The 21436-nt window shown below is 64.2% G+C and carries 24 protein-coding genes and 1 pseudogene; 12 read left to right on the top strand and 13 right to left on the bottom strand.

The annotated features are described in order from the left end of the window. Nucleotides 1–119: 119 nt before the first annotated feature. Nucleotides 120–419, bottom strand: coding sequence for a hypothetical protein (locus BT264_RS08860; protein WP_072438121.1), 300 nt, complete (start codon nt 417–419; stop codon nt 120–122). 65 nt (nt 420–484) lie between these two features. Then, nucleotides 485–973 carry an Lrp/AsnC family transcriptional regulator gene (locus BT264_RS08855; protein WP_034181074.1) on the bottom strand — a complete coding sequence of 163 codons (489 nt, stop codon included), beginning with the start codon at nt 971–973 and terminating at the stop codon, nt 485–487. 126 nt (nt 974–1099) lie between these two features. Here BT264_RS08855 and BT264_RS08850 point away from each other — a divergent pair, with 126 nt between their 5' ends. Then, a complete protein-coding gene (locus BT264_RS08850; protein WP_072438123.1) occupies nt 1100–2137 on the top strand; it encodes a histone deacetylase family protein in 1038 nt (345 codons plus the stop codon). A 154-nt stretch (nt 2138–2291) separates the two neighbouring features. Here the strand turns inward: BT264_RS08850 and BT264_RS08845 are convergent, their stop codons facing one another. Continuing rightward, entirely contained in the window at nt 2292–3161 is an 870-nt protein-coding gene (locus tag BT264_RS08845) for a mechanosensitive ion channel family protein (RefSeq protein ID WP_072438125.1), read from the bottom strand. Nucleotides 3162–3488: 327 nt separating this feature from the next. Between BT264_RS08845 and BT264_RS08840 the strand changes: the two genes are divergently transcribed. Continuing rightward, nucleotides 3489–4862, top strand: a complete 1374-nt coding sequence (locus tag BT264_RS08840; RefSeq protein ID WP_072438127.1) for a M23 family metallopeptidase — start codon at nt 3489–3491, stop codon at nt 4860–4862. Between the two features lie 117 nt (nt 4863–4979). Here BT264_RS08840 and BT264_RS08835 read toward each other — a convergent pair whose 3' ends face one another. From BT264_RS08835 to BT264_RS08820, 4 genes are all read right to left on the bottom strand, one after another. Further along, nucleotides 4980–5819, bottom strand: coding sequence for an AraC family transcriptional regulator (locus tag BT264_RS08835; protein WP_072438129.1), 840 nt, complete (start codon nt 5817–5819; stop codon nt 4980–4982). 149 nt (nt 5820–5968) lie between these two features. Further along, nucleotides 5969–6709 carry a fucose-binding lectin II gene (locus BT264_RS08830; protein WP_072438505.1) on the bottom strand — a complete coding sequence of 247 codons (741 nt, stop codon included), beginning with the start codon at nt 6707–6709 and terminating at the stop codon, nt 5969–5971. Between the two features lie 199 nt (nt 6710–6908). Further along, nucleotides 6909–7760 (bottom strand): fucose-binding lectin II, encoded by an 852-nt coding sequence (locus tag BT264_RS08825; RefSeq protein WP_072438131.1) that lies wholly within the window; start codon nt 7758–7760, stop codon nt 6909–6911. A gap of 120 nt (nt 7761–7880) precedes the next feature. After that, nucleotides 7881–8270, bottom strand: coding sequence for a fucose-binding lectin II (locus BT264_RS08820; RefSeq protein ID WP_072438133.1), 390 nt, complete (start codon nt 8268–8270; stop codon nt 7881–7883). 926 nt (nt 8271–9196) lie between these two features. Here BT264_RS08820 and leuA point away from each other — a divergent pair. From leuA to arsH, 6 genes are all read left to right on the top strand, one after another. After that, the gene (leuA, locus tag BT264_RS08815) at nt 9197–10906 is read left to right on the top strand and encodes a 2-isopropylmalate synthase (RefSeq protein ID WP_177318369.1); all 1710 of its coding nucleotides are present in this window, start codon (nt 9197–9199) and stop codon (nt 10904–10906) included. 133 nt (nt 10907–11039) lie between these two features. Beyond that, complete coding sequence (locus BT264_RS08810) at nt 11040–11447, top strand: peptide ABC transporter ATPase (protein WP_072438137.1); 408 nt, start codon at nt 11040–11042, stop codon at nt 11445–11447. Between the two features lie 205 nt (nt 11448–11652). After that, entirely contained in the window at nt 11653–11988 is a 336-nt protein-coding gene (locus tag BT264_RS08805; protein ID WP_072438139.1) for an ArsR/SmtB family transcription factor, read from the top strand. A 22-nt stretch (nt 11989–12010) separates the two neighbouring features. After that, nucleotides 12011–12505, top strand: a complete 495-nt coding sequence (locus BT264_RS08800; RefSeq protein WP_072438141.1) for an arsenate reductase ArsC — start codon at nt 12011–12013, stop codon at nt 12503–12505. Nucleotides 12506–12569: 64 nt separating this feature from the next. Then, a complete protein-coding gene (arsB, locus tag BT264_RS08795; protein ID WP_072438143.1) occupies nt 12570–13640 on the top strand; it encodes an ACR3 family arsenite efflux transporter in 1071 nt (356 codons plus the stop codon). A 65-nt stretch (nt 13641–13705) separates the two neighbouring features. Further along, a complete protein-coding gene (gene arsH / locus BT264_RS08790) occupies nt 13706–14428 on the top strand; it encodes an arsenical resistance protein ArsH (RefSeq protein ID WP_072438145.1) in 723 nt (240 codons plus the stop codon). A gap of 137 nt (nt 14429–14565) precedes the next feature. Here arsH and BT264_RS08785 read toward each other — a convergent pair whose 3' ends face one another. After that, nucleotides 14566–14886, bottom strand: coding sequence for a helix-turn-helix domain-containing protein (locus tag BT264_RS08785; protein WP_072438147.1), 321 nt, complete (start codon nt 14884–14886; stop codon nt 14566–14568). Between the two features lie 189 nt (nt 14887–15075). Then, entirely contained in the window at nt 15076–15435 is a 360-nt protein-coding gene (locus BT264_RS08780; RefSeq protein WP_072438150.1) for a SymE family type I addiction module toxin, read from the bottom strand. A 582-nt stretch (nt 15436–16017) separates the two neighbouring features. Between BT264_RS08780 and BT264_RS37990 the strand changes: the two are divergent. After that, nucleotides 16018–16143 (top strand): annotated as a pseudogene (locus tag BT264_RS37990) (putative Na+/H+ antiporter); the annotation flags it as partial. Here the strand turns inward: BT264_RS37990 and BT264_RS08775 are convergent. From BT264_RS08775 to BT264_RS08760, 4 genes are all read right to left on the bottom strand, one after another. Further along, nucleotides 16142–16951, bottom strand: a complete 810-nt coding sequence (locus BT264_RS08775) for a TlpA disulfide reductase family protein (protein ID WP_072438153.1) — start codon at nt 16949–16951, stop codon at nt 16142–16144. The pseudogene BT264_RS37990 and the gene BT264_RS08775 sit on opposite strands and share 2 nt — an antisense overlap. Nucleotides 16952–16970: 19 nt before the next feature. Continuing rightward, a complete protein-coding gene (locus BT264_RS08770) occupies nt 16971–17810 on the bottom strand; it encodes an ion transporter (protein WP_256260601.1) in 840 nt (279 codons plus the stop codon). A gap of 481 nt (nt 17811–18291) precedes the next feature. Next, nucleotides 18292–18879, bottom strand: coding sequence for a DUF4410 domain-containing protein (locus tag BT264_RS08765; protein WP_072438155.1), 588 nt, complete (start codon nt 18877–18879; stop codon nt 18292–18294). A gap of 263 nt (nt 18880–19142) precedes the next feature. Beyond that, nucleotides 19143–20144: a hypothetical protein gene (locus BT264_RS08760; RefSeq protein WP_072438157.1), complete on the bottom strand. Its 1002-nt coding sequence runs from the start codon at nt 20142–20144 to the stop codon at nt 19143–19145. A 19-nt stretch (nt 20145–20163) separates the two neighbouring features. On the opposite strand from BT264_RS08760, the gene BT264_RS40450 reads away from it, so the two are divergent. From BT264_RS40450 to BT264_RS08750, 3 genes are all read left to right on the top strand, one after another. After that, nucleotides 20164–20367, top strand: coding sequence for a hypothetical protein (locus tag BT264_RS40450; protein ID WP_371287099.1), 204 nt, complete (start codon nt 20164–20166; stop codon nt 20365–20367). Between the two features lie 93 nt (nt 20368–20460). Next, nucleotides 20461–20712 (top strand): type II toxin-antitoxin system Phd/YefM family antitoxin, encoded by a 252-nt coding sequence (locus BT264_RS08755; RefSeq protein ID WP_072438507.1) that lies wholly within the window; start codon nt 20461–20463, stop codon nt 20710–20712. Beyond that, nucleotides 20712–21131: a type II toxin-antitoxin system VapC family toxin gene (locus tag BT264_RS08750; RefSeq protein ID WP_177318363.1), complete on the top strand. Its 420-nt coding sequence runs from the start codon at nt 20712–20714 to the stop codon at nt 21129–21131. Before BT264_RS08755 ends, BT264_RS08750 begins: the two co-directional genes overlap by 1 nt. Nucleotides 21132–21436: the final 305 nt, after the last annotated feature.

Raw genomic sequence — 21436 nt, 5'->3', positions numbered from 1 at the left:
TGTCCTTGTTTTTGTGGGGTTTTTCGCGTGTCCGGGTTTCCGGAATCGGGGTGTGCCGCGCCGGAAAACCGGCGGGAATTTGACGGTGCGGCGCTCGCGATTGGCGCGCCGCGATCCGCTCACTTCGCCGAATTGTTCCTGCAGAATTGCTCGTACGACAGCGCCGAATTCGCGAAGCCCTTTTGCTTCGCGAGTTCCCACGGGCGCTCGCATTGCTGCGTCTGTTCGCACCATGCGTAGCCGGCCGAGCCGATGCAGCCGTGCGCATCGCGATCGCCGCCGACCATCGGCGGCGCGGCCGGCGCGGAAGCGTCGATCGGCGCCGACGCATTGGCAGGCGCGGTGGATTGCGCCGCACAGGCGCTCAATGCGAACGCGATCGCGGCGGCAAGCGAGGCGGAGGGGATGAAACGTTTCATGGGGGCGTGCTCCATGGGATGGGTTTAAGGGAACGGAATGACGGGCTGCATGTTCATCGCACCGTTCACGCGTCCGGCACCGGCACGCGCGACGAGAACTTCACCTCGCGCAACGCGAGGCTCGACTGGATCGACGACACACCGGCCTGCTTCCTCAGCACGCGCTCGACGAATTCCGCATACGCGTCGAGATCGGCCGCGACGACCTGCAGGATGTAATCGGCCGCGCCGGTGATCTTGTGGCACGACAGCACTTCGTCGTGCCGCCGCATCACATCCTCGAAGTGATCCGAATCCTGGCCCGAGTGCATGTTGAACGTCACCTGCACGAACGCGAACACGTTCATCCCGAGCGCGCGCCGGTCGAGGTTCGCCTGGTAGCCGGTGATCACGCGCTCGTCCTCGAGCCGCTTGCGGCGGCGCCAGCACGGCGTGACGCTCAGCGACAGCTTTTCGCCGAGCGTCGCGTTCGACAGCGCGCCGTCTTCCTGCAGCAGGCGGAGCATCGCGCGGTCGACGCCATCCAGTTCAACCGAAGCGCGATTTTTGCTCATGATCGTGGTTCCGTAGACAGTTTTCTCAAAATTGTACGAAACGGGAATGTGAAAAGCAAAGTTATTGCCGGTCGGCGGCAATAGACTGTTGCCACCCCCTCACTGCCATCACTGCAACGGTCAACCATGCTCACGGTCTACAGCAGCGATCATCACCTGCATCGCGGCGTCGAACTGAAGGACGGCGCGATCACCGAGTCGTTCGAAACCCCCCTTCGCGCCGAAACGGTGCTCGCGCAGGTCCGCGCGGCCGGCCTCGGCGACGTGATCGCGCCGCGCGCGTTCGACCGCGCCAGCTATGCCGGTGCGCACAGCGCGCGCTATGTCGATTTCCTCGCCGGCGCCTGGGACGAATGGACCGCGACCAGCCGCACCTGCCAGGCGCTGCCGCTCGTGTGGCCGGTACGTGTGATGCCGGCGGCCGCGACGCTGCCCGATTTCATCGACGGCAAGCTCGGCTTCTTCGCGATGGACGCCGGTGCGCCGATCAACGCGGGCACGTGGGACGCGGTGAGCGCGAGCGCGAATTCGGCGCTCACCGGCGCCGACCTGCTGTCGAACGGCGCCGCGCGCGCGGCGTTCGCGCTGTGCCGGCCGCCCGGCCACCACGCGGGCCGCGAATACATGGGCGGCTATTGCTATCTGAACAACGCGGCGATCGCGGCGCAGCACGGCATCGCGAGCGGCGCCGCGCGCGTCGCGGTGCTCGACGTCGATTTCCATCACGGCAACGGCACGCAGGACATCTTCTACGAACGTGAGGACGTGCTGTTCGCGTCGATCCACGGCGAGCCACCCGTGTCGTACCCGTACTTCTCCGGGTACGCGGACGAGCGCGGCACGGGCGCGGGCGAAGGCTTCAACCTGAACCTGCCGCTGCCGAAGGGCACGCAGTGGGACACCTACGAAGCGGCGCTCGGCCATGCCGCGGCCGCGATCGTTGCGCACGCACCCGACCTGCTCGTCGTGTCGCTCGGCGTCGATACGTTCGAGCACGATCCGATCAGCCATTTCCGCCTGCGCTCGCTCGACTACCTGCGCATCGGCGAGGCGCTCGCGCGCCTGAACCTGCCGACGCTGTTCGTGATGGAAGGCGGCTACATGGTCGAGGAGATCGGCATCAACGCGGTGAACGTACTGCTGGGTTTCGAAGGGCGCGCGTGAGCGCGCGCCGCAGGGTGATTTGAAACACGGCGCGATCTCGGTGTTTACATATAGGAGCGGCAAGAAGGCGCTGCTCGATATCGTGAAGATGTGACGACGAAGCCGGGGTGCGCCGCGCGTCGCACGCGGTTGCGCGCCCCGATGTCGTTACGCGTTACGACGCCCGTACGCGCACGCTGTCCGCGCGACGTTCCGCGTCGTGCACGATGTGCAGCTCGCGCGTGCGGATCGGCAGCGCGCAATCCGCATCGGCGAGCGCCTTGCGCACCTGGCGCGCGAGGCGCCAGCGCATCGCCCAGAAGTTGTCGGTATGCGTCCACACGCGCATGTTCGCGACGGCCGTGCTGTCGTCGAAGCGCATCACCATCACGTCCGGCGCGGGATCCTGCAGCACGTCGGGATCGGCTTCGGCCAGTGCGCGCAGCGCGTCGAGCGCGCGATCGATATCGTCATGCACGGACACTTCGACTTCGAGATCGAGGCGGCGCGTCGGATTGCGCGTGTAGTTGCGGATCGAGCTGCCCCACAGCGCGCTGTTCGGCACGTATTCGCAGATGCCGTCCGGCTTGGTCAGCCGCGTCATGAAGAGCCCGACCTCTTCGACGGTGCCCGCGACGCCCGTGCCGCCGTCGATATAGTCGCCGACCTTGAACGGTCGCAGCAGCAGAAGCATGATGCCGGCCGCGATGTTCTGCATCGTGCCCTGCAGCGCGAGCCCGATCGCGAGGCCGGCCGCGCCGAGCACCGCGACGATGCTCGCGGTTTCGATGCCGAGCTGCGACAGCGCGCCGACGATCGCGACGATGCGGATGCCCCACACGGCGACGTCGCAGAGAATCGGCCGCAGCGTGTCGTCGACGCGCTCCTTGTTCGAGAGCAGCCGGTTCAGCCAGTTGCCGATGCGTTTCGACAGCCACCAGCCCGCGACGAGCAGCGCAAGGCCGGCGCACAGCTTGATGGAAAGGGTGGACAGCGCGTTCCACAGGAACGTCCAGCGTTCCGGATGTAGTTGATCGAGAAACATGACGGGATTCCGGTTTGAAGACACATGGCGCGACGCGCAGCGCTTCCGTCTCGGTCGGAAAGGCTTGCGCTCGCGCGGGCGGTCCTCGACTGTACACGGCACGCGATGTTTCGTGCGAATGCATGGGGTCGGACTGCCCTGTCGTCGGACGGTGAAATCGCGATTTCGTTCTAGTACTAATCGACTGTTCCATAAAATAGGATTCGTCCTATTCAGCCGTTTCAAGCACCCCGATACACTCGGTTTCAAGTTGCCGGATCGCGACGATCGTTCCTCCGCGATACCCGGTTCTTTCCCGATTTTTCATTGATAGCGAGTGACGACGCCATGCGGTTGAACCTGCGTTTCCGTCTCGCACGCGAACAAGGTCAACCCGCGCAACGCGGCGTTCGCTGTTTCCCGATTCGCCGTGCACTGCTGCGCGGTGTCGTCGTGGCGGCCTGCGTCGCTGGCGCACACGGTGCGGCAGCACAGGCGTTTCACGACGCCGCGCCGTTCACGCCCGTGACGGCGGAAACGGCAGACCTTGTCGACGTGCCTTTTTTCAGTTCTGCCCGGACGACGTGGGGCGGCTTGCATGCATCGTCGGCAGCGCCGCTCGACGTCGCGTACGCATCGCATGCGTCGAACCTGCCGACGGGCGCCGATCGCGACGATCCCGTTACTCGTTTCGGCGCATGCGTGGCCTACCGCGTGCTCTGCGACGCGGCGCGCGGTGCGATCGAACGTGGCTACGCGACGCGGTTCGCCTACGGCATTGCATCCCCGTTGCCGTCGATCGGCGCACAGCCGGCATTCGAGCGGAGCGCCGTCGATCTGGCGTCCGCCGAGCCGTTCATGCTCGCAGCGCCGGATCGCGGCACGCGCGCCGGTGCGATTACCGGCAGCCTGCGGGCGTCGCTGGCGCGCGCCGAACTGCCTGCCGGCGTCGCGGCGCAGGTCGTCCGTTTGCTGGCCGGGCGCATCGACCCGAAGCAGCGCGGCTTGATCGGCGACACCTTCCGCGTGGCATTCGAACCGGACGACGGCGCGTCGCTGCCGGGCGGCGTGCGCGTGACGGCGCTCGATATCCGCTTTCGCGGTCAGCAGGTGGCGGGCGTATGGTTTGCGCCCGACGCAGGCTCGCCGGGCGCGTATTACGACCTCGACGGCGTGCCGCTCGCCGGTGCGCATTTCGCGATGCCGGTCGCCGCGACGCGGATCAGCTCGCAGTTCGGCGCGCGCGTGCATCCGGTGACCGGCGCGCGCCACGTGCATTCCGGCGTCGATCTGGCTGCGCCGACGGGCCGTGCCGTCCATGCGTCGGAGAACGGCGTCGTGTCGTTCATCGGCACCGAGCCGCGCGGCTACGGCAAGTACGTGGTGATTCGTCACGACGGCGGCTATGCGTCGTACTACGCGCACCTGTCGGCGTTCGAGCCGACGCTGCGAACCGGCGCGCGCGTCGAGCGCGGCCAGCGTGTCGGCGCCGTCGGCAGTACGGGGACCGCGACCGGCCCGCATCTGCACTTCGAGGTCCGGCGGCAGAACCGTATCGTCGATCCGGTCGCGCTCGTGCAGGCAGCCAAAGCGGCGAAGCTGAATGGCGAGCGGCGTGTCGCGTTCAACCGCGTAGCCCTCGATGCGCGCACGCGTCTGGCCTCGGCCACGTGGTCGCAGCCTGTCGCGATGTCGACGCCTGCCGCATCGCATGCCGGCTGACCGCTGATCGTGGACCGTTGACCGGATGTCGGCCACGCCGGCCGGCATCGTTGCCGGCGCGCATCGACGTGCGCGCCGGCGTTCAAGCGGCCGGGCAGATCGGCGCAGACAGCCAACTCACGCGGATTTTTCTACAGGCAACCAGATTTCGAGCACGCCGGTGCCCGTCACCGGATCGTAGTCCTCGCTGTAGCGTTCGAACTCGGGCGCGTCCACCGCGTTGAACCCCGACGTCGGCAGCCAGCCGTTCCAGATGCTGTAGAAGGTCTGGTGAAGCGTGGAGATATGCCCGCTGTGTTCGAAGACCGCATAACGCTGCGGTTCGAGTTCGACGCAACGAAATGAAGCGGGTAGCCGGTCGCGACTCTTGACCTCGACACCCGCGATGTATTCGAAGCTGCCATCCGCATCCGGGTTGCAGCACACGCCATACGTTACGCCGCCGACCTGGCCGGGGATGTTGCCGATATACGGGATGAAGGCTTGCCAGAGCGCCGGAATCCCTTCATTGGTTTCAAAGGTATACCGGCTGCTCATGCCCGCGATCAACTGCCTTTCGGGGGCTTCGAAGCGCGATGGCGTAACGGCGATGATTTTCAGCTCTTTCATGCGAAGCGGCTCCACAAGAGACAACCCGTCGAGAGTGCGCCGTGCCCGCACTTCTTCCGGCGTGACGCCGAAGAGATCGCGGAAGGCGCGCGTAAACGCCTCATGGGAGCCATATCCGGCATCGAGTGCCACGTGAAGGATGTCCGGCGCGCCTTGCGCCAATGCCCGCGCCGCACGCGTCAGCCGCCTCGACCGGACATAGCGCATCACCGGCCAGCCGGTATTCATCGAGAAGAGGCGCGAAAAACCGAAGCGCGTCATGTCGCAATCGGCGGAAATCCTGTCGAGTGTCAGTTCCCTGTCCAGTTCGGTTTCGATAAACCAGAGTGCTTTTCCAACCGGGTTCATGGTGTGCCAATGAAGGTGTCGGGCGGACTATATGGTATCGGTGGCGGGAGCATTTGATCGTTCTTGCGACACGCGGCTTGGCCTGGCGGGCGCGCTCAAGCAAATCGCCACGCCGGGCGGCGTGGCGATGGTCGGCAGGATTCTGCTGCTTAACCGAGCGGCCAGTTCAGGATCGCAATCCCGTCGTTATAGTCGCCGTCCGTACCGTCCTCCGATCCGACCAGCCCGAAGTAGGTCTTCTTGAAGATGTCGACCTGCCGCGAGCCGATCTTCGACGGCTTGCCGTTCGCCGTCACGACCACGCGCACCTTCCCCTTGCCCGAATTCAGCACTTGCGTGTTCAGGTTCGCGTCCTGCGTGCCGGCGCCCTGGAACGTCGCGGCCGGTTTCGGGTTGTCGTCGACGAACACCTCGATCGTCTGCTGTGCGGAAGAGTTGACGAGCGCCGTCACGCCGAACGCGATGTTCGGCGGCAGGTTGAAGATGCCGTCGCGTTCGCCGCCGGCATTCGTCGCGGGGTCGGGCTGAGCGGGTTGCGGTTGCGCGGTCGCTTTCGCGAAGTACGTGACCACCGCACCGATGCCGAACTTCGCGGCGGCGCCCGGCAGCACGCCGGGTGCGCCGGCCCACGTCACCGTGCAGGCGACCACCTGCCCCGTTGCATCGGTCTTGACCTTGTTCTGCCAGTTGCTGATGTCGAAGCTGTACGGCACGGTGGAGAGGTCGACGAACACGTCGTATTGCGGCAGCTTCTCCACGAGCTGCGAGGTCATGAACTGACGCATCCGGTCGAGCACCGCCTGATCGCCGCCGGATTGCGCGGCAGTCGCGTCGTTGCCGGCGAGTTGCAGGAGCGCGTACAGGTCGTCATGGGTAAACGGTTGTGGCATGTCGTCCTCGTCGTAATGGAAGGTCTCGCGTCGCGCGGCCGACGCATCGGTTTCGCCGTGTCGCGCGCGGAGCAAAGCGTGGGCAGTCGAGGCTGCCCGAATGAATCGCAATGCGTGGTTGGCCCTGTCGCCCTTGCGATACCGAAAGCGGCGCGCAATCCATGCCGCGCCGTGCGTCCCTGTTATTGACGTCCGTCGATCAGCCCAGCGGCCAGTTCAGGAACACGATGCCGTCGTTGTAGTCGTCGTCCGCGCCGTCTTCCGACCCGACGATCCCGAAGAACGATTTCTTGAAGATGTCGACCTGTCGCGAGCCGAGCCGCGACGGCTTGCCGTTCACCGTCACGATCACGCGCACGCGGCCCTTGCCGGAGTCGAGCACCTTCGTGCCGAGGTTCTGGTCCTGCACGCCCGCGCCCTTGAACGTGGCGGCCGGTTTCGGGTTGTCGTCGATGTAGATGTCGATCGTCTGGTCGTTCGACGCGTTGGTGAGCGCGGTGACGCCGAACTTGATGTTGGCCGGGAGATTGAACGTGCCGTCGCGTTCGCCGCCGCCGCCGATGTTGCCGGCACCGCCGGTGCCGCCGGTGCCGCCGGTGCCGCTGCCGCCGCCGGTTTCGGCGCCCTGATTCCCGCCGGATTGCGACGACGATTGCGCGGCCGTTTCACCGATCGCGGAAAGGCTCGCGAACGAATCGATATGCATTGCGCTGCCGCGCACGCTTTTCCACTGGCCTTTCACGAACGTGTGGCCGTCGGCGACGTCGATGGCGACGACGAGCGTGAATGGTATGCGGCTGGGATTCTCCGGCACTTTGGAGAAGTACGAGAAGGCGCCGTCCGCGACGATCCCCTTGTTGGTCGTAATGACGAAGTAGATGCCGGGGAAATTGTTGCCGGTGGCGTACGGCGTCGGCACGTTGAGCGTGACCAGCAGCTTGCCGTCGCGAATGTTTTCTTTCGCGAGGTCGAGATAGAGGCCGGGGATGTCGACGTAAGTCTCGGACGTGACGACGGGCGCGCTGTTGATCGATGCCGAAATGATGGGCATGGCGGTCTCCTGAAGGCGAAACGGGTTTGGATTGAGTTGCTTCGCGTTTTCGATGCACAACCGCCGGGCTGCCGGGTAGTCGGTGGCCCGGCGGTCATCGGTCGATCGGCGTTTAGCCCATCAGCCGATCGGCCACTGCAGCACGACGATGCCGTCGTTGTAGTCGCTGTCGTGGCCGTCTTCCGACACGACGATCCCGAAGTTGACCGTGAACGGCGACCCGTCCGACTTCTTGCCGTTGATCGGTGCGAGGCGTGCGTCGGTGGCCGACGGCTTGCCGTTTACCGACACCTCGAAGCGGATCTTGCCGTTGCCGGAATTCAGCGTGTTTTCGCGCGGGCCGTCGCGCGTGGTCAGCTTGTGATAAGCAGCGGGTTCCTTGCTGTCGCCGATAAACAACTTGATGTGCTGTTGTTCGGCGGCATTCGCGAAGAAAATCGCGCGGAAATCGGTATTCGGCGGAATCGAAAATTCGCCGGCGCGATTGGATGACGTTTGAGAATCGGCCATGCTTTCCTCCTGAAGAACAGTAGTAAGGCGTCTCCCCGCGTCTCGCAAACGTTTGCCGTTTGAAACGCGGTTCGACAAGCATGTCGAAAAATAAATAAAAAAATATTCAGATGAGAATGGTAATTGTTCAGTAAATCGAAAACCAAAGTGAATCGATTTAATGAAATATGTTTAATCGAGGATGTTTTTATATATTCCGGAAACTATATCGGCGTGCGTGTCGTTTTTCTGAATAGTGCTCGGTATAGGCGGATCGGCTGCGGTGCAATCGGGCTTCGGGGCGAGCGCTCAGTGTTCGCATCTGGCAGCGTTCGTTTCAACATCAGCATCTCTGTCGTGGCCGCGCCCACCGGCCACCACCGAACGCCCACGCCGAAGCCCGATCGCAAGAGAAGGGTGCGCGGCGACCGGCGAAGAGGATGGACCGACTCACTCCGAACATGAATAGGACCTCACCGGCGCCGCACCCGTGAAGCATAGCGACGGGCGCGGCCGCCGCCTATCGGACGGGACTGATTTTGCAGGCGGCGCGGCCATGCGATGCACGCGCTCCCCGTTGACAGCCCCCTCCGCCTTGTGATCTGATTCCGGCCATGCAAGCCGCCCAGCCCTTCTTCTCGCTACGACTACTAGCCCGGTGTTCCGGGCTGGGTCTGCGGCTGCGCGCTTTCCATCTGCTTCTTTCCTGAAGCGCCAGATTTCCCCCGTATCACCGACCTGGCCCCGGTTGTCGACCGGCGCCTGAGTTCGTCTTTTCTCCGTATCGCTCCGCTCCGTCCCGGTCGCCCAACCGTCAAGGCCGTCGTTCGCCGTACCGCTTTGCCGTTTTTTTACCGCTTTGATCGCTGCGTGCGCAGCCGGCCTCCGCTGCTGAAGGCCGCCGCGCCGCGGTTTCCCGACAAACCGACCGAGGACCGAACATCATGATGTTGAAGAACCCTGCAACGAAATACCGGCCGTTCACGCCCGTCAATCTGCCGAACCGCACGTGGCCGTCGCGCACCATCACGCACGCGCCGATCTGGATGAGCACCGACCTGCGCGACGGCAACCAGGCGCTGTTCGAGCCGATGGATGCGGCGCGCAAGATGCGGATGTTCAAGACGCTCGTCGCGATCGGTTTCAAGGAGATCGAGGTGGCGTTCCCGTCGGCGTCCGAGACCGACTTCAACTTCGTGCGCGAACTGATCGAAGGCGGCCACATTCCCGACGACGTGACGATCGAGGTGCTGACGCAGGCGCGCGACGATCTGATCGAGCGCACCTTCGAATCGCTGCGCGGCGCGAAGCGCGCGATCGTGCACCTGTACAACGCGACCGCGCCGGAATTCCGCAAGATCGTGTTCGGCCTCGACCGCGACGGCGTGAAGCAGCTCGCGGTGAATGCGGCGCGCACGATCAAGCGCTGCGCCGATGCGGCGACCGACACGCAGTTCACGCTGCAGTACAGCCCGGAAACGTTTACGGCGACCGAGCTCGACTTCGCGAAGGAAGTCTGCGATGCCGTGTTCGACGTGTGGCAGCCGACGCCCGAGCACAAGGCGATCGTGAACCTGCCGGCGACTGTCGAGGTCGGCACGCCGAACTTCTATGCGGACCAGATCGAATGGATGCACCGCAACCTCGCGCGTCGCGATGCGCTGATCCTGTCCGTGCATCCGCACAACGACCGCGGCACCGCGGTCGCGGCGGCCGAGCTCGCGGTGATGGCCGGTGCCGACCGGATCGAGGGCTGCCTGTTCGGCAACGGCGAGCGTACCGGCAACGTGGATCTCGTGACGCTCGCGCTGAACCTGTACACGCAGGGCGTCGATCCGGGCCTGGATTTCTCGCAGATCAACGAAGTCGCGCGCACCGCCGAGGAATGCACGCAGTTGCCGATCCATCCGCGTCATCCGTACGTCGGCGACCTCGTGTTTACCGCGTTCTCCGGCTCGCACCAGGATGCGATCAAGAAGGGCTTCGCGGTGCAGCGCGCCGACGCCGTGTGGGAAATGCCGTATCTGCCGATCGATCCGAGCGACCTCGGCCGCACGTACGATTCGATCATTCGCGTGAACAGCCAGTCGGGCAAGGGCGGCATCGCGTACCTGCTCGAGCAGGGTTATGGCGTCGCGCTGCCGCGTCGCCTGCAGGTCGACTTCAGCGCGGCCGTGCAGCGCCTGACCGACGACAGCGGGCACGAGGTGACGAGCGCGCAGATCTGGTCGCTGTTCCAGCAGGAATACGTGGAGGGCGACGCGCCGCTGCGCTATGTCGGCCATGAACTGTCGGAGCGCGACGGCCGCGAGACGATCGTGCTGACCGCCGACGTGCACGGCGAGCGCCGCGTGCTGCGCGGTGAAGGCAACGGCCCGCTCGATGCGCTGATGCATGCGCTGCGCACGCCGCTGCGAATCCAGCACTATGAGGAACGCGCGCTGTCGCAGGGCGCCGATGCGAAGGCGATCGCGATCGCGGAACTGGCCGGTTCGGGCGTGCGCGGCAGCGCGTTCGGCGTGGGCATCGACGCGAACCTGACGACCGCGTCGATCCGCGCGGTGATCAGCGGCGTCAACCGCGCGTATGCGCGGGCGGACGAAGCGGCGCAGGCGACGTTCTTTGGCGCGCAGGCGGCGGCGAAGGCCGTCGCGTAAGCGGGATGGTGACGGCCGCGCCGGCGGCGCGGCCTGACAAACCTGACAGGAGATGACTCCACGCAACGGGCGTATCGTGCTAGCGGCGCGCGCGGGGCCATTTTCCCGCGCCCATCACCATGAGGAATGCGTCATGTCGAAGCTCGATGCCCTGCGGGGCGACATCAAGGGGCAGGCCCAGGAAGCGGATCGCCACAACCTGGTTCGGCCGGACGTAAACGGTGCGCTGTGGGCGCGCGGCCTGACGACCAAGCGGGTGGCCGACCTGTTCCGGACGCTGCCGGGCTTGCCGGGTCACTGGATGCAGTTGCAGAACGAGGTCAACGCCGGGAATCGCTACTTCTACGGCGGCATCCAGAACGGCAGCGTGACGACCGAGGAAGGGAAGGCGCTGATCCGCTGGATCGCCAAGTCGGTCGTGAGCGCGGCCGAGAAGGCGTCGTTCGACTTCCCGCTGCAGCAACTGCGCTTCACGGCCGATATGGGCTGGCTCAAGCTGCAGCGCGTGTCGGGGCGCGTGATGGTGTTCTCGCAACCGTGAGCCGTGCGTCGAAGCCGATGCTGACGGCCCGGGGAGCGCATCGAGACGTGCATCGGGAAGCGCGCGGCGCGTAGTTGAAGGCCGGGCTGTCGTCGGGTGAAGGGTTCGCCCGCTGGTGCAGTCGTTTTGTTTGTCCCCGTTCGTTGGCCGCCGCTTCATCTCGAGGTGGCTTCTCGGAATTCGATATTTCGATTATTATCGAATTATGGAAACGAACCAGACCATCGCCGCGCTCTCGGCACTCGCACACGAATCCCGGCTCGCCGTCTTTCGCACGCTCGTGCAGGCGGGACCGCAAGGTCTGCCGGCCGGGCAGATCGCCACGCTGCTGAATGTACCGCCTTCATCGTTGTCCTTTCATCTGAAGGAGCTGGCCCATGCAGCGCTCGTCACGAGCCGGCAGGAAGGCCGCTTCGTCATCTATGGCGCGAACTTCGCGACGATGAACGGCTTGCTGGCCTATCTCACGGAGAACTGCTGCGGCGGCAATCCGTGCTCGCCGGTGTCCGCGTGTTCGACGTCCGGCCCGCAACCTTGCTGAAGCACCTTCGCATACGCCGCCCATGACCACGAACGTCCTGATCCTCTGTACCCACAACTCCGCGCGCAGCGTGCTCGCGGAAGGCATGCTCAATCATTGGGCCGCGAAGCTCGGCAAGGACGTGCGCGCGTACAGCGCCGGCAGTGCGCCGAGCGGCCGGCTCAATCCGTTCGCGCTGGAAGCGCTGACGAACGCCGGTGTCGACGTAAGCGGCTACCGCAGCAAGAGCTGGGACGAATTCACGGGCGACGGCGCGCCTGAAATGCGCGTCGTCATCACGGTATGCGACAGCGCGGCCGCGGAGGCGTGCCCGTACTGGCCCGGCAGCCCCGTCAAAGTGCATTGGGGTTATGCCGATCCGTCGAACGCGGTGGGCGGCGACGAAGGCAAGCGGCTCGCGTTCGAACTCACGCGCCAGGCGATCGGCTACCGGATGCTGCAATTGCTGGCGCTGCCGCTCGATCGCATGAGCAACGCCGAACTCCAGGCGGCGCTGACCGAGATTTCCCGGAGCTGACCGTTCGCATGGCGGCCGGCCGAATTCACCGGACGCCAGCGACTTCGAGACCGATACCCGCCCAATGAACACGTCCAACGCCGCTCCGCCGGGGCAGGCTGTCGCCAAGCCTTCCATCAACTTCTTCGAACGCTATCTGACCGTCTGGGCGGCGCTGTGCATCGTCGCCGGCATCGCGCTCGGCCAGGCGCTGCCCGGCCTGTTCCAGCAGATCGGCCGGATGGAATACGCGCAGGTCAATCTGCCGGTCGGATTGCTGATCTGGGTGATGATCATCCCGATGCTCGTCAAGGTCGACTTCGGCGCGCTGCATGAAGTGCGTCAGCACGTGAAGGGCATCGGTGTCACGCTCGTCGTGAACTGGCTCGTCAAGCCGTTCTCGATGGCGTTCCTCGGCTGGCTGTTCATCCGGCATCTGTTCGCGCCGATGCTGCCGGCCGATCAGCTCGACAGCTACATCGCAGGCCTGATCCTGCTGGCCGCCGCGCCGTGCACGGCGATGGTCTTTGTATGGAGCCGGCTGACGGGCGGCGATCCGCTGTTCACGCTGTCGCAGGTCGCGCTGAACGACAGCATCATGGTGATCGCGTTCGCGCCGCTGGTCGGCCTGCTGCTGGGGATGTCGGCGATATCCGTGCCGTGGGCGACGCTGCTCACGTCGGTCGTGCTCTATATCGTGATCCCGGTGATCCTCGCGCAGCTTTGGCGCAAGCGGCTGCTCGCGAACGGGCAGGCGGCGTTCGATGCCGCGATGGCCAGGATCGGCCCGTGGTCGATCGCCGCATTGCTGGCCACGCTCGTGCTGCTGTTCGCGTTCCAGGGCGAAGCGATCCTGAAGCAGCCGCTGGTGATCGCGTTGCTCGCGGTGCCGATCCTGATCCAGGTGTTTTTCAACTCGGCGCTCGCTTACTGGCTCAATCGCGCCGTGGGCGAGAAGCACAACATCGCGTGTCCGTCGGCGCTGATCGGCGCGTCCAATTTCTTCGAGCTGGCAGTCGCGGCTGCGATCAGCCTGTTCGGTTTTCATTCCGGCGCGGCGCTGGCCACCGTCGTCGGCGTGCTGATCGAAGTGCCCGTCATGTTGCTGGTGGTGCGCATAGTCAACCGGTCGAAGGGCTGGTACGAACGTGCTTGAGCAAACGGGAGAATCCATCTGCATGAACTACGTCACGATTCACTGCAATTACGCGGAGGGTACGCATGTCTGACCGTCTGGATGACCTGCCGCAACTCGACGTCGAATCGTTCCGCGTGCCGGATGCCGGCCAGTTGCGGCCGGCGGTGCCGTCGACGTATCCGCCCCGGTTCCTGCTTTTGTACGGCTCGCTGCGCGAGCGTTCGTTCAGCCGCCTGCTGATCGAGGAAGCCGCGCGTTTGCTCGCGGCAATGGGCGCCGAGGTACGCGTGTTCAATCCGAGCGGCCTGCCGCTGCCCGACGATGCGCCCGAGAGTCATCCGAAGGTCGTCGAGTTGCGCGAACTGGTGCAGTGGTCGGAAGGCATGGTGTGGTGCTCGCCGGAGCGGCACGGTGCGATGACCGGCATCATGAAAGCGCAGATCGACTGGATTCCGCTGTCGATGGGTGCCGTTCGCCCGACCCAGGGCAAGACGCTCGCCGTCATGCAGGTCAGCGGCGGCTCGCAATCGTTCAATGCGGTGAACCAGATGCGCGTGCTCGGACGCTGGATGCGCATGCTGACCATCCCGAACCAGTCGTCGGTGGCGAAGGCATTCGCGGAATTCGACGAGGCAGGGCGGATGAAGCCGTCGGCTTATTTCGATCGCGTGGTGGATGTGCTGGAGGAACTGGTCAAGTTCACGCTGCTGACGCGGGATATCGGCCCGTATCTGGTCGATCGGTATAGCGAGCGGAAGGAAAGCGCGGAGGAACTGGCGAAGCGCGTCAATCAGCGCAGTATCTGACCACGCGCATGAATGGCGCGCGACCACGCGGCGTCGATGCTGAGTCGTTCGCCGCCGCGTGCGATCAGCGTCAGCGTGATGACACCAAGGTTGAAGACTGTTGCGAAAGCGCGAAGTGCAGGCCGTCTGCTCCGGTGTTACTCGGTAACCGTGACGCCTGCCGAATGCGCGAGATGCGCGGGCCGCACCACGATTTCAACATGCTGGCCCAGCGACACCAGCGCTTCCATCACCTGATCCAGCGAAATGTTCTGGAGCTTGTAGCCGCGCACCTGAGACACCTCCGGCTGCGTCATACCCGTGATCGCCGCTGTCTCGGCCTGGCTCAAGCCGCGCTTGTCGATCAGCTGGTTGAGCTTGAGCGCGAGCGAAGCCTTGGCCGGCAACGCAATTGAGTCGTCGAAACCGAGGTCCAGCAGCACGTTGTCCATGCCTTGCGGATGGTCGTTGCGGTTCATCGTTGATCTCCTGTTTGCCGATATCCGTTTCTGCTTCGTCGATTATGGCCGGTCACGAGTAGTTCGCAAGTGCCGGCATGGTCGCGATCGCGTTGCGACCATGCCGGCAGATCGAGCGGTATCAGCATTCGCCGGCGCACCGCGCTGCATCTTGCGCGGCACATCGACGATACGATTCAGCGCCCGTGATCAGCGCGAACGGACGTCGGCTTCTTCCATTCCGGCCGGATGCCGGCGGCGCCTCAAACCCGTCTCCGTATCCACAATGGGGAATTCGGGACGCCCCTTGAGATCGAGATAGGTCTCTTCCATCGGCGTGATAACCAGCCGCCGCTCCGTTACCTCGATCCGCACGCGTTGTGCGGGTTCGAACCCTGCCGTTTCGATCCAGCGGCCCGACAACTTGATCCACGGATACAGCGGCGGTGGCTTCTTCGGGCGATGCTTGTTGCGAAGAATCGACTTGATTGTCCGGTATCGGTAAGACTCCTGAATCGTCACGAAACGATCGGGGAAAAGGGCGGGTGCGCTATCATTCGCGTCAGCCATGACTAACTCCTGTGGTGAGTTGGTTGTGGTCAGCGGGCCGTGGGTGTTGCTGCACTCACGGCCCGCGCTCGCTTACGCGTCGAAATCGGACCAACATCCTTCGCATCACGAATAACCATTCACGAAGATCCATTCATCCGCACGCGCAAACGTATCTCCACTGTAGGGGAATTGGCGGCTGCACAGGGATCCGTTATGTGCGTTTCTACCAACGTTAGCCGTTCGGTCTGGTTTTGTATGCTTATCGGCCAGGGTGCCAAAGAGGTCGCCCATGCGTCATGCACGACGAAGCCGTAAAACATCCTGTCGGGACGATCCAAAATTGTTTAGGATAACTGCTCTAATGACTCGATGTGCGCGATGCGCCGCGCCGTACAATCGGTCCCGTCCGTCTCATTAATCGGACTGGTCCGATTGGGACGGCTCCGCGATCGCGATACCCTTCGGATACCAGGTCTGAACGGCGTCCTGCCTGTCGCCACCCGTTTGCCATTCCCGTTCGCGAGACCGCACGTTGTGCGACCCATCGTGTTTCACCCGGCACCAGCCGCGTGCCGGATTTTCAATTCAATGGATTCCGACATGCCCCATACCGTCGAACTTGCCGGCGCGATCATCTTCGGTTTCGCGCTGCTGCACACCTTTCTCACGAAGCGCTTCGAAGTGCTCGCGCATCGTCATCCGCGCCATGCGGGCCTGTTCCACCTCACCGACCGAAGCGCGTATTCACCGTGTCCTTGAGCCTTGCGGCGGTGATCTCGCCCATGTGCGACTCGACGAGTTTGCCTTTGTCATCGAAGAACAGCGTCGTCGGCAGCCCGCGCGAACCGTAGGTCCGCATCGCGCCGAGCGAGCGGTCGAGCAGCACGTGGTCGAAGCGCAGCCCTTTGCGTTCAAGAAACGCGCTCACGGTCTGCACGTCCTCGCCTTGATTGATCATCAGGAAACTGACGCCCGGGTAATCCAGCTGCGCCTGCGCGAGGATCGGCATTTCGCGCTGGCACGGCGGGCACCAGGTCGCCCACAGGTTTACGACGACGGGTTTGCCCGCGTAGCGGTTCGGTGCGACGGGCGTCGCATCGAGCGTCTCCACGCGCAGCGCGGACAGCGGCGGCGCCGTGCGGTCGAACGTCGCCAGCACACCCTGCGCCGCACCCCAAGCCAGCATGCCGGCGGCGATGCCGGCGAGCGCGGGGCGCGCCAGCCCCGGCAGGCGGCGCGACCGCCAGCCGATATAGGCGAGCGCGACCGGCAAGCCGATCCACCAGGTAAAGCCGCCGTCGCCGAGCGCGACGATGGATTTCGGTGAGGCGAAATAGTCGGGCCACCAGCGCGCGATATAGCCGACGCGAGCGGCGATCAGCCCGATCAGCAGCGCGTCGAGCAGCAGGCTCGCGGAAGTTTTGTGCTGACCATACGGTCGAGTGCGCTGCGCGAAGCGCGCGACGAGCCACGCGATCAGGGCGGCGATGGCTACGGCCACGACCCTTACGGAAAAGGGGCCGATGCTCAGCATGAGGAGGCGTTCATTGTCATTAATTGAATGAGGAATGCATTGATGATTGGCGGTCAGGCACACGCTGCGTTGCCGTGGCGCCGGCATCGTCGCGTTGCTTCGATGCGCATGCGCCGCAATGCGGGCAGACTGCCGCACCGGCATCGCCGGACGATGCTTGCTGCGCCCGTCCGCGTTCGAGCGCGGACGCGACGAGCTCCGCGCCCATGATACCGGTCGGGAACGCGATGATGCCGTAACCGAGCAGGATCGCGCACGACGTGATCAGCCGGCCGAGCGGCGTGTGCGGCGTCAGGTCGCCGTAGCCGGTCGTGCTCATCGTCACGGCGGCCCAGTACACGCCGACCGGAATGCTCGTGATGCCGTTCTCGGGGCCTTCGACGAGAAAAATCACCGTGCCGAGGATCACGACGATCACGAACATCCCGCCGATGAACACGAAGATCTTGCGCCGCGCACGCGCGAGCGCGCGGATCAGCATCTGGCCTTCCTCGAGATAGATCGCGAGCCCGAGTATGCGGAACACGCGCAGCAGCCGCAGCAGGCGCACGTCGATCAGCGCATGCAGGCCGGGGAAGAAAAACGCGAGATAGGTCGGCAGGATCGACACGAGATCGACGATGCCGAAGAAGCTGCGCGCATAGGCGGCGGGCTTGCGCGCGGTGAACAGCCGCACCGCGTATTCGGCGGTGAACAGCAGCGTGAACGCCCATTCAGCCGCGTACAGCGCGCTCCCGTACTGCGCGTGCAGTTCCTGCACGCTGTCGATCATCACGACGAAGACGCTCGCGACGATCAGCGCGAGCACCGCGATGTCGAGGCCGCGGAGAAAGCTGGGGCGACGGATCGCGTCGCGCATCGTATGGACGAGGGGGGCGGTCGAGAGGTTCACGGGTCGGAGTTTACGTGCCGCCCGATGCCAATCCTATCGGACCTGTCTGAATTGCCGGTGGGTCTTCTTGCGCCCGAAAATCAGACCAGACTGATTCCCGGACGCGGAGCGCTCGTCAACAATGGATCTACCGGACGGCGTGGTGGCCGGCCGGTGTCTCCGTCTGAACACGGAAGACCTCTCCTTTACGGCTGCTTCAGGGCAGCCGTTTTTTTGCCGCCTTGCGTACGACGCCGATCGTCGATACAACGAAGACACGGACGAGCGGATGTCCGATCGGAATGCGGCAATCGAAGCCACGACGCGTGCCTGTTGCCAAGGGGCATGCTCAAAGGAGACTCTGCTCGATGAAGATCGTTGCGGTCGCAACCCGCATCGTAGCCGTTGGGTGAGCGCGGCGGCTGCCGCCCGACTGGCCGCGAATCCGCGGTCCGTCGGGCGTCGGACATTACAGTTTCTTCTCGTGAGCCGCGTCCGCTTGTTGCGCGCCGGCCGACGGGTCGAGCGTCGACAGCGTTTTCTCGGTGAAATTCTCGTACAGCCAGTCCATGCGTGTCCCGTCCATACCGGCGATGCCGCCGAGTGCATACGATGCCGACACCTTGAAGCGGTCGACCTGACGATTGTCGGTGTCGACGAGCGTCACGGTGCCGTCGACATAATCGCTGCCCGCCATGAAGCCGAACATGACCGCGGAGAAACTCGAGCGCACCCGAATGCCGGTCACTTCAACGTTCAGCTGCATCGCATCGGTTGAATCGGCCTTTGCCAGAAGCTTGCGTGCGTACAGTGCGTTTTCGATTTGCTCCTGCAGTTTCTTGGGGCTGAACTTCAGATTGTCTTTCAACGCTTCCTGGGCAGCCGCGTCCAGCGTAACTTTCACGATAACCGGCTTGGTGCCGAATTTGGACGTCGACGCGGTCGCGGTGGCCCCCGCCTGCTGATTACCTGCGTCGCGTGTCACGCTGCTTGCGCAGCCCGACAGGAAGCCGATCGTCACCAGTGCCAGAGCGGCATGACGGATAACAGATTTCATGATTTGGTCTATGGATTAAGGTTATTTGAGATGGCTCTGTGGCCGGGCGAAAATTTATCATGAGGGGATCTGATTCAAATGGTCGAATTGACAGAAAACGCCCCGGCATTTATTCGCCACGGGCGTTTTTTTCGCGGATCGAGGATATGAGCACGCTGCGCGGCGATCCGGTTTCGTTCTACCCGAATCCGAACGAGGAGAAGCGGTAACGCAGGCGCGGTAAACAGGCATCGGCTGCCGCGCCGCCGATCCTATGCGTGCGGTCACTGACCGTTGCCGGATGCCGCACCCCCGAGCCTGTAGGCCGTGAAGAATTCGTACCACGGCGAACCTTCCGCAATCGGCACGCCGAGCGCCGACGTGCGTCGCTTCAGCGCCCCGAACACGTCGTTGATGCGGGCCGTCTGCGCGGCGTCGTTGAACGGATAAGGCCGGGACCGTCCCGCCGCGAACGCGCCATATGCGATCGCGAGCAGGCGTGCGCTGTCGTCGGTGCCCGCGATCGCCGCGTCGATCGTTTCGGCGAAGCGCGGCCGGTCTTCGGCGCGCGACCCGGACAGGCACAGGAACACGATGGCCGACAGTTCATGCAGGTCGTTCACCTGCAGCAAGGCGGGCAGCCGCGCGACGATCCGTTCCACCGGCTCTTCACGCAGCGCGTCGCCGAAGTCGAGCACGGCGGTCATCGGATTCCTGTCTGATTTCAGGCGATCGAGCGCAGCCGGCGTGGCCGACGCGCCGTCCGGCAACGACGGCGGCGCGGATCGCAACGCATCCGCCACCTGCTGCGTCCATTCCGGAAAGATCATCCGCACGTTACCGAACTGCTCGCCGCCTTCTGCCGCCGGATTCCATCGATAAACGATTGTGCCGCCGCGAATGAACGGCGAATACAGATGCTCGGGCGTTTGCGGCAGCGGCCGCCGATTGATCGGCAGCCACGCGAGCGTCAGCCAGTCGTAGCGGCCGGTTGCGGGCACCGACGGGCTCGAACTCGCGACGACCTGCCACGTGCCGCGATTCGCATAACGGCGGCGCGCGTCGGGCACCGGGACGGTCCGGCCTTTCGCGGTGTCGAAATACGTCGCGCCGGTCACGTTCGCGCCGCTGTCCGCGGCCGGCGTAATGGTGGAGATGACCCACGATGAACCATCGGCCGAACGGTAGTCGGACGGCTTCAGCGTGGCGACGTCGTGAACCATGCGCGTTTCCGCCGCGACGGGGCTCGGGGGGAGATTGGCGGGAGCGGCGACGATACTCGGCATGGGCTTTCCTCGGAATCGGATGCGTATCGTCGAACGGGACGATGCCCGGCGGCGCGGGTTGTTTTCTGTAACTGTAGAACTTCGCCGCCGGAAACGGAAAGCGCCGGATGTGGCGCAACCCGGTCATGCGAACCGCCGCCGGACCATGGCCGATACGGATCGGTTGAAGCAGTGGGCGCACGTACCGCTGCATCTGTGGATCAAGGCGCGGCCGGTGGGGTGAGCGGATCGATGGTCGGTCGGGGTTTCACGCAGGTATCACGGCATTCATTTATTGTAGTAACATACCTACATTGATGTGTTTGAGGAGTCCACGATGACCATCACCACGCTCTCGAGTCGCGAACTCAACCAGGACGTGACTAAAGCGAAGAAAGCGACAAAGGACGGCCCCGTGTTTATTACGGACCGCGGCAGGCCTGCTCATGTGCTGTTGAGTTTCGAGGAATACCAGCGTCTCACGCAACAGAGGCGCAACATTGCCGACGCGCTGGCGATGCCCGGTGTCGAGGACATCGAGTTTGACCCTCCGCGCGCGGACGTCACGATCAAGCCGGTTGACTTCTGATGATGTTCGTTCTCGATACCAATGTCATTTCGGAACTGCGGAAGGTGCGAACGGGCAAGGCGGACGGGAATCTGGCGGCCTGGAGTTCGACCGTCGACGCCCCGACGCTTTTTGTTTCTGCCATAACGATCATGGAGCTTGAGACCGGTGTCTTGCAGATCGAACGCAGAGACCCGGTCCAGGGCGCGCTACTCAGGGCCTGGCTCGATGGACATGTCCTGCCCGAGTTCGCGAGCCGTGTGCTGCCGGTTGATACCGCGGTCGCTCAACGATGTGCGCGGCTCCATGTACCGGATCGACGGTCCGAGCGGGATGCGCTCATTGCCGCTACGGCGCTCGTGCACGGCATGACTGTCGTGACGCGCAACGTGGCCGACTTTGCCGCAACCGGTGTCGCCGTCGTGAACCCGTGGGATTGAACGATCAATTCATGCCGCTCGCACGGGGAAAATCGGATTGCGGCCGGCGCACAACGCTCCTGCCGTAAAGGCCGGAGCGTTGTGCGGAGGCGGTGTCGGTGGATTCGTCCGGGCTGGAAGCGAATACAAATTGACGCGTCGAAGTTGTAGCCGTGGGGATACAAGAACCGATGAAAAGGAAGATTTTGTATCCCTCGGGCTACCAGAGGCTGCCGACGTCAGCCATGCTGGGCAAGACCGGTCGCCATTTTGACACCCGTTTACACCGATTAATCCGCCTCGAGAGAATTTCGCGGACTGATCTC

The sequence above is a fragment of the Burkholderia sp. NFPP32 genome (assembly GCF_900119325.1).
In the GTDB taxonomy this organism is placed as follows: domain Bacteria; phylum Pseudomonadota; class Gammaproteobacteria; order Burkholderiales; family Burkholderiaceae; genus Burkholderia; species Burkholderia pyrrocinia_C.
Note: the sequence above shows the minus strand (reverse complement) of the source record. Positions and strands in the feature narration are given on the sequence as shown.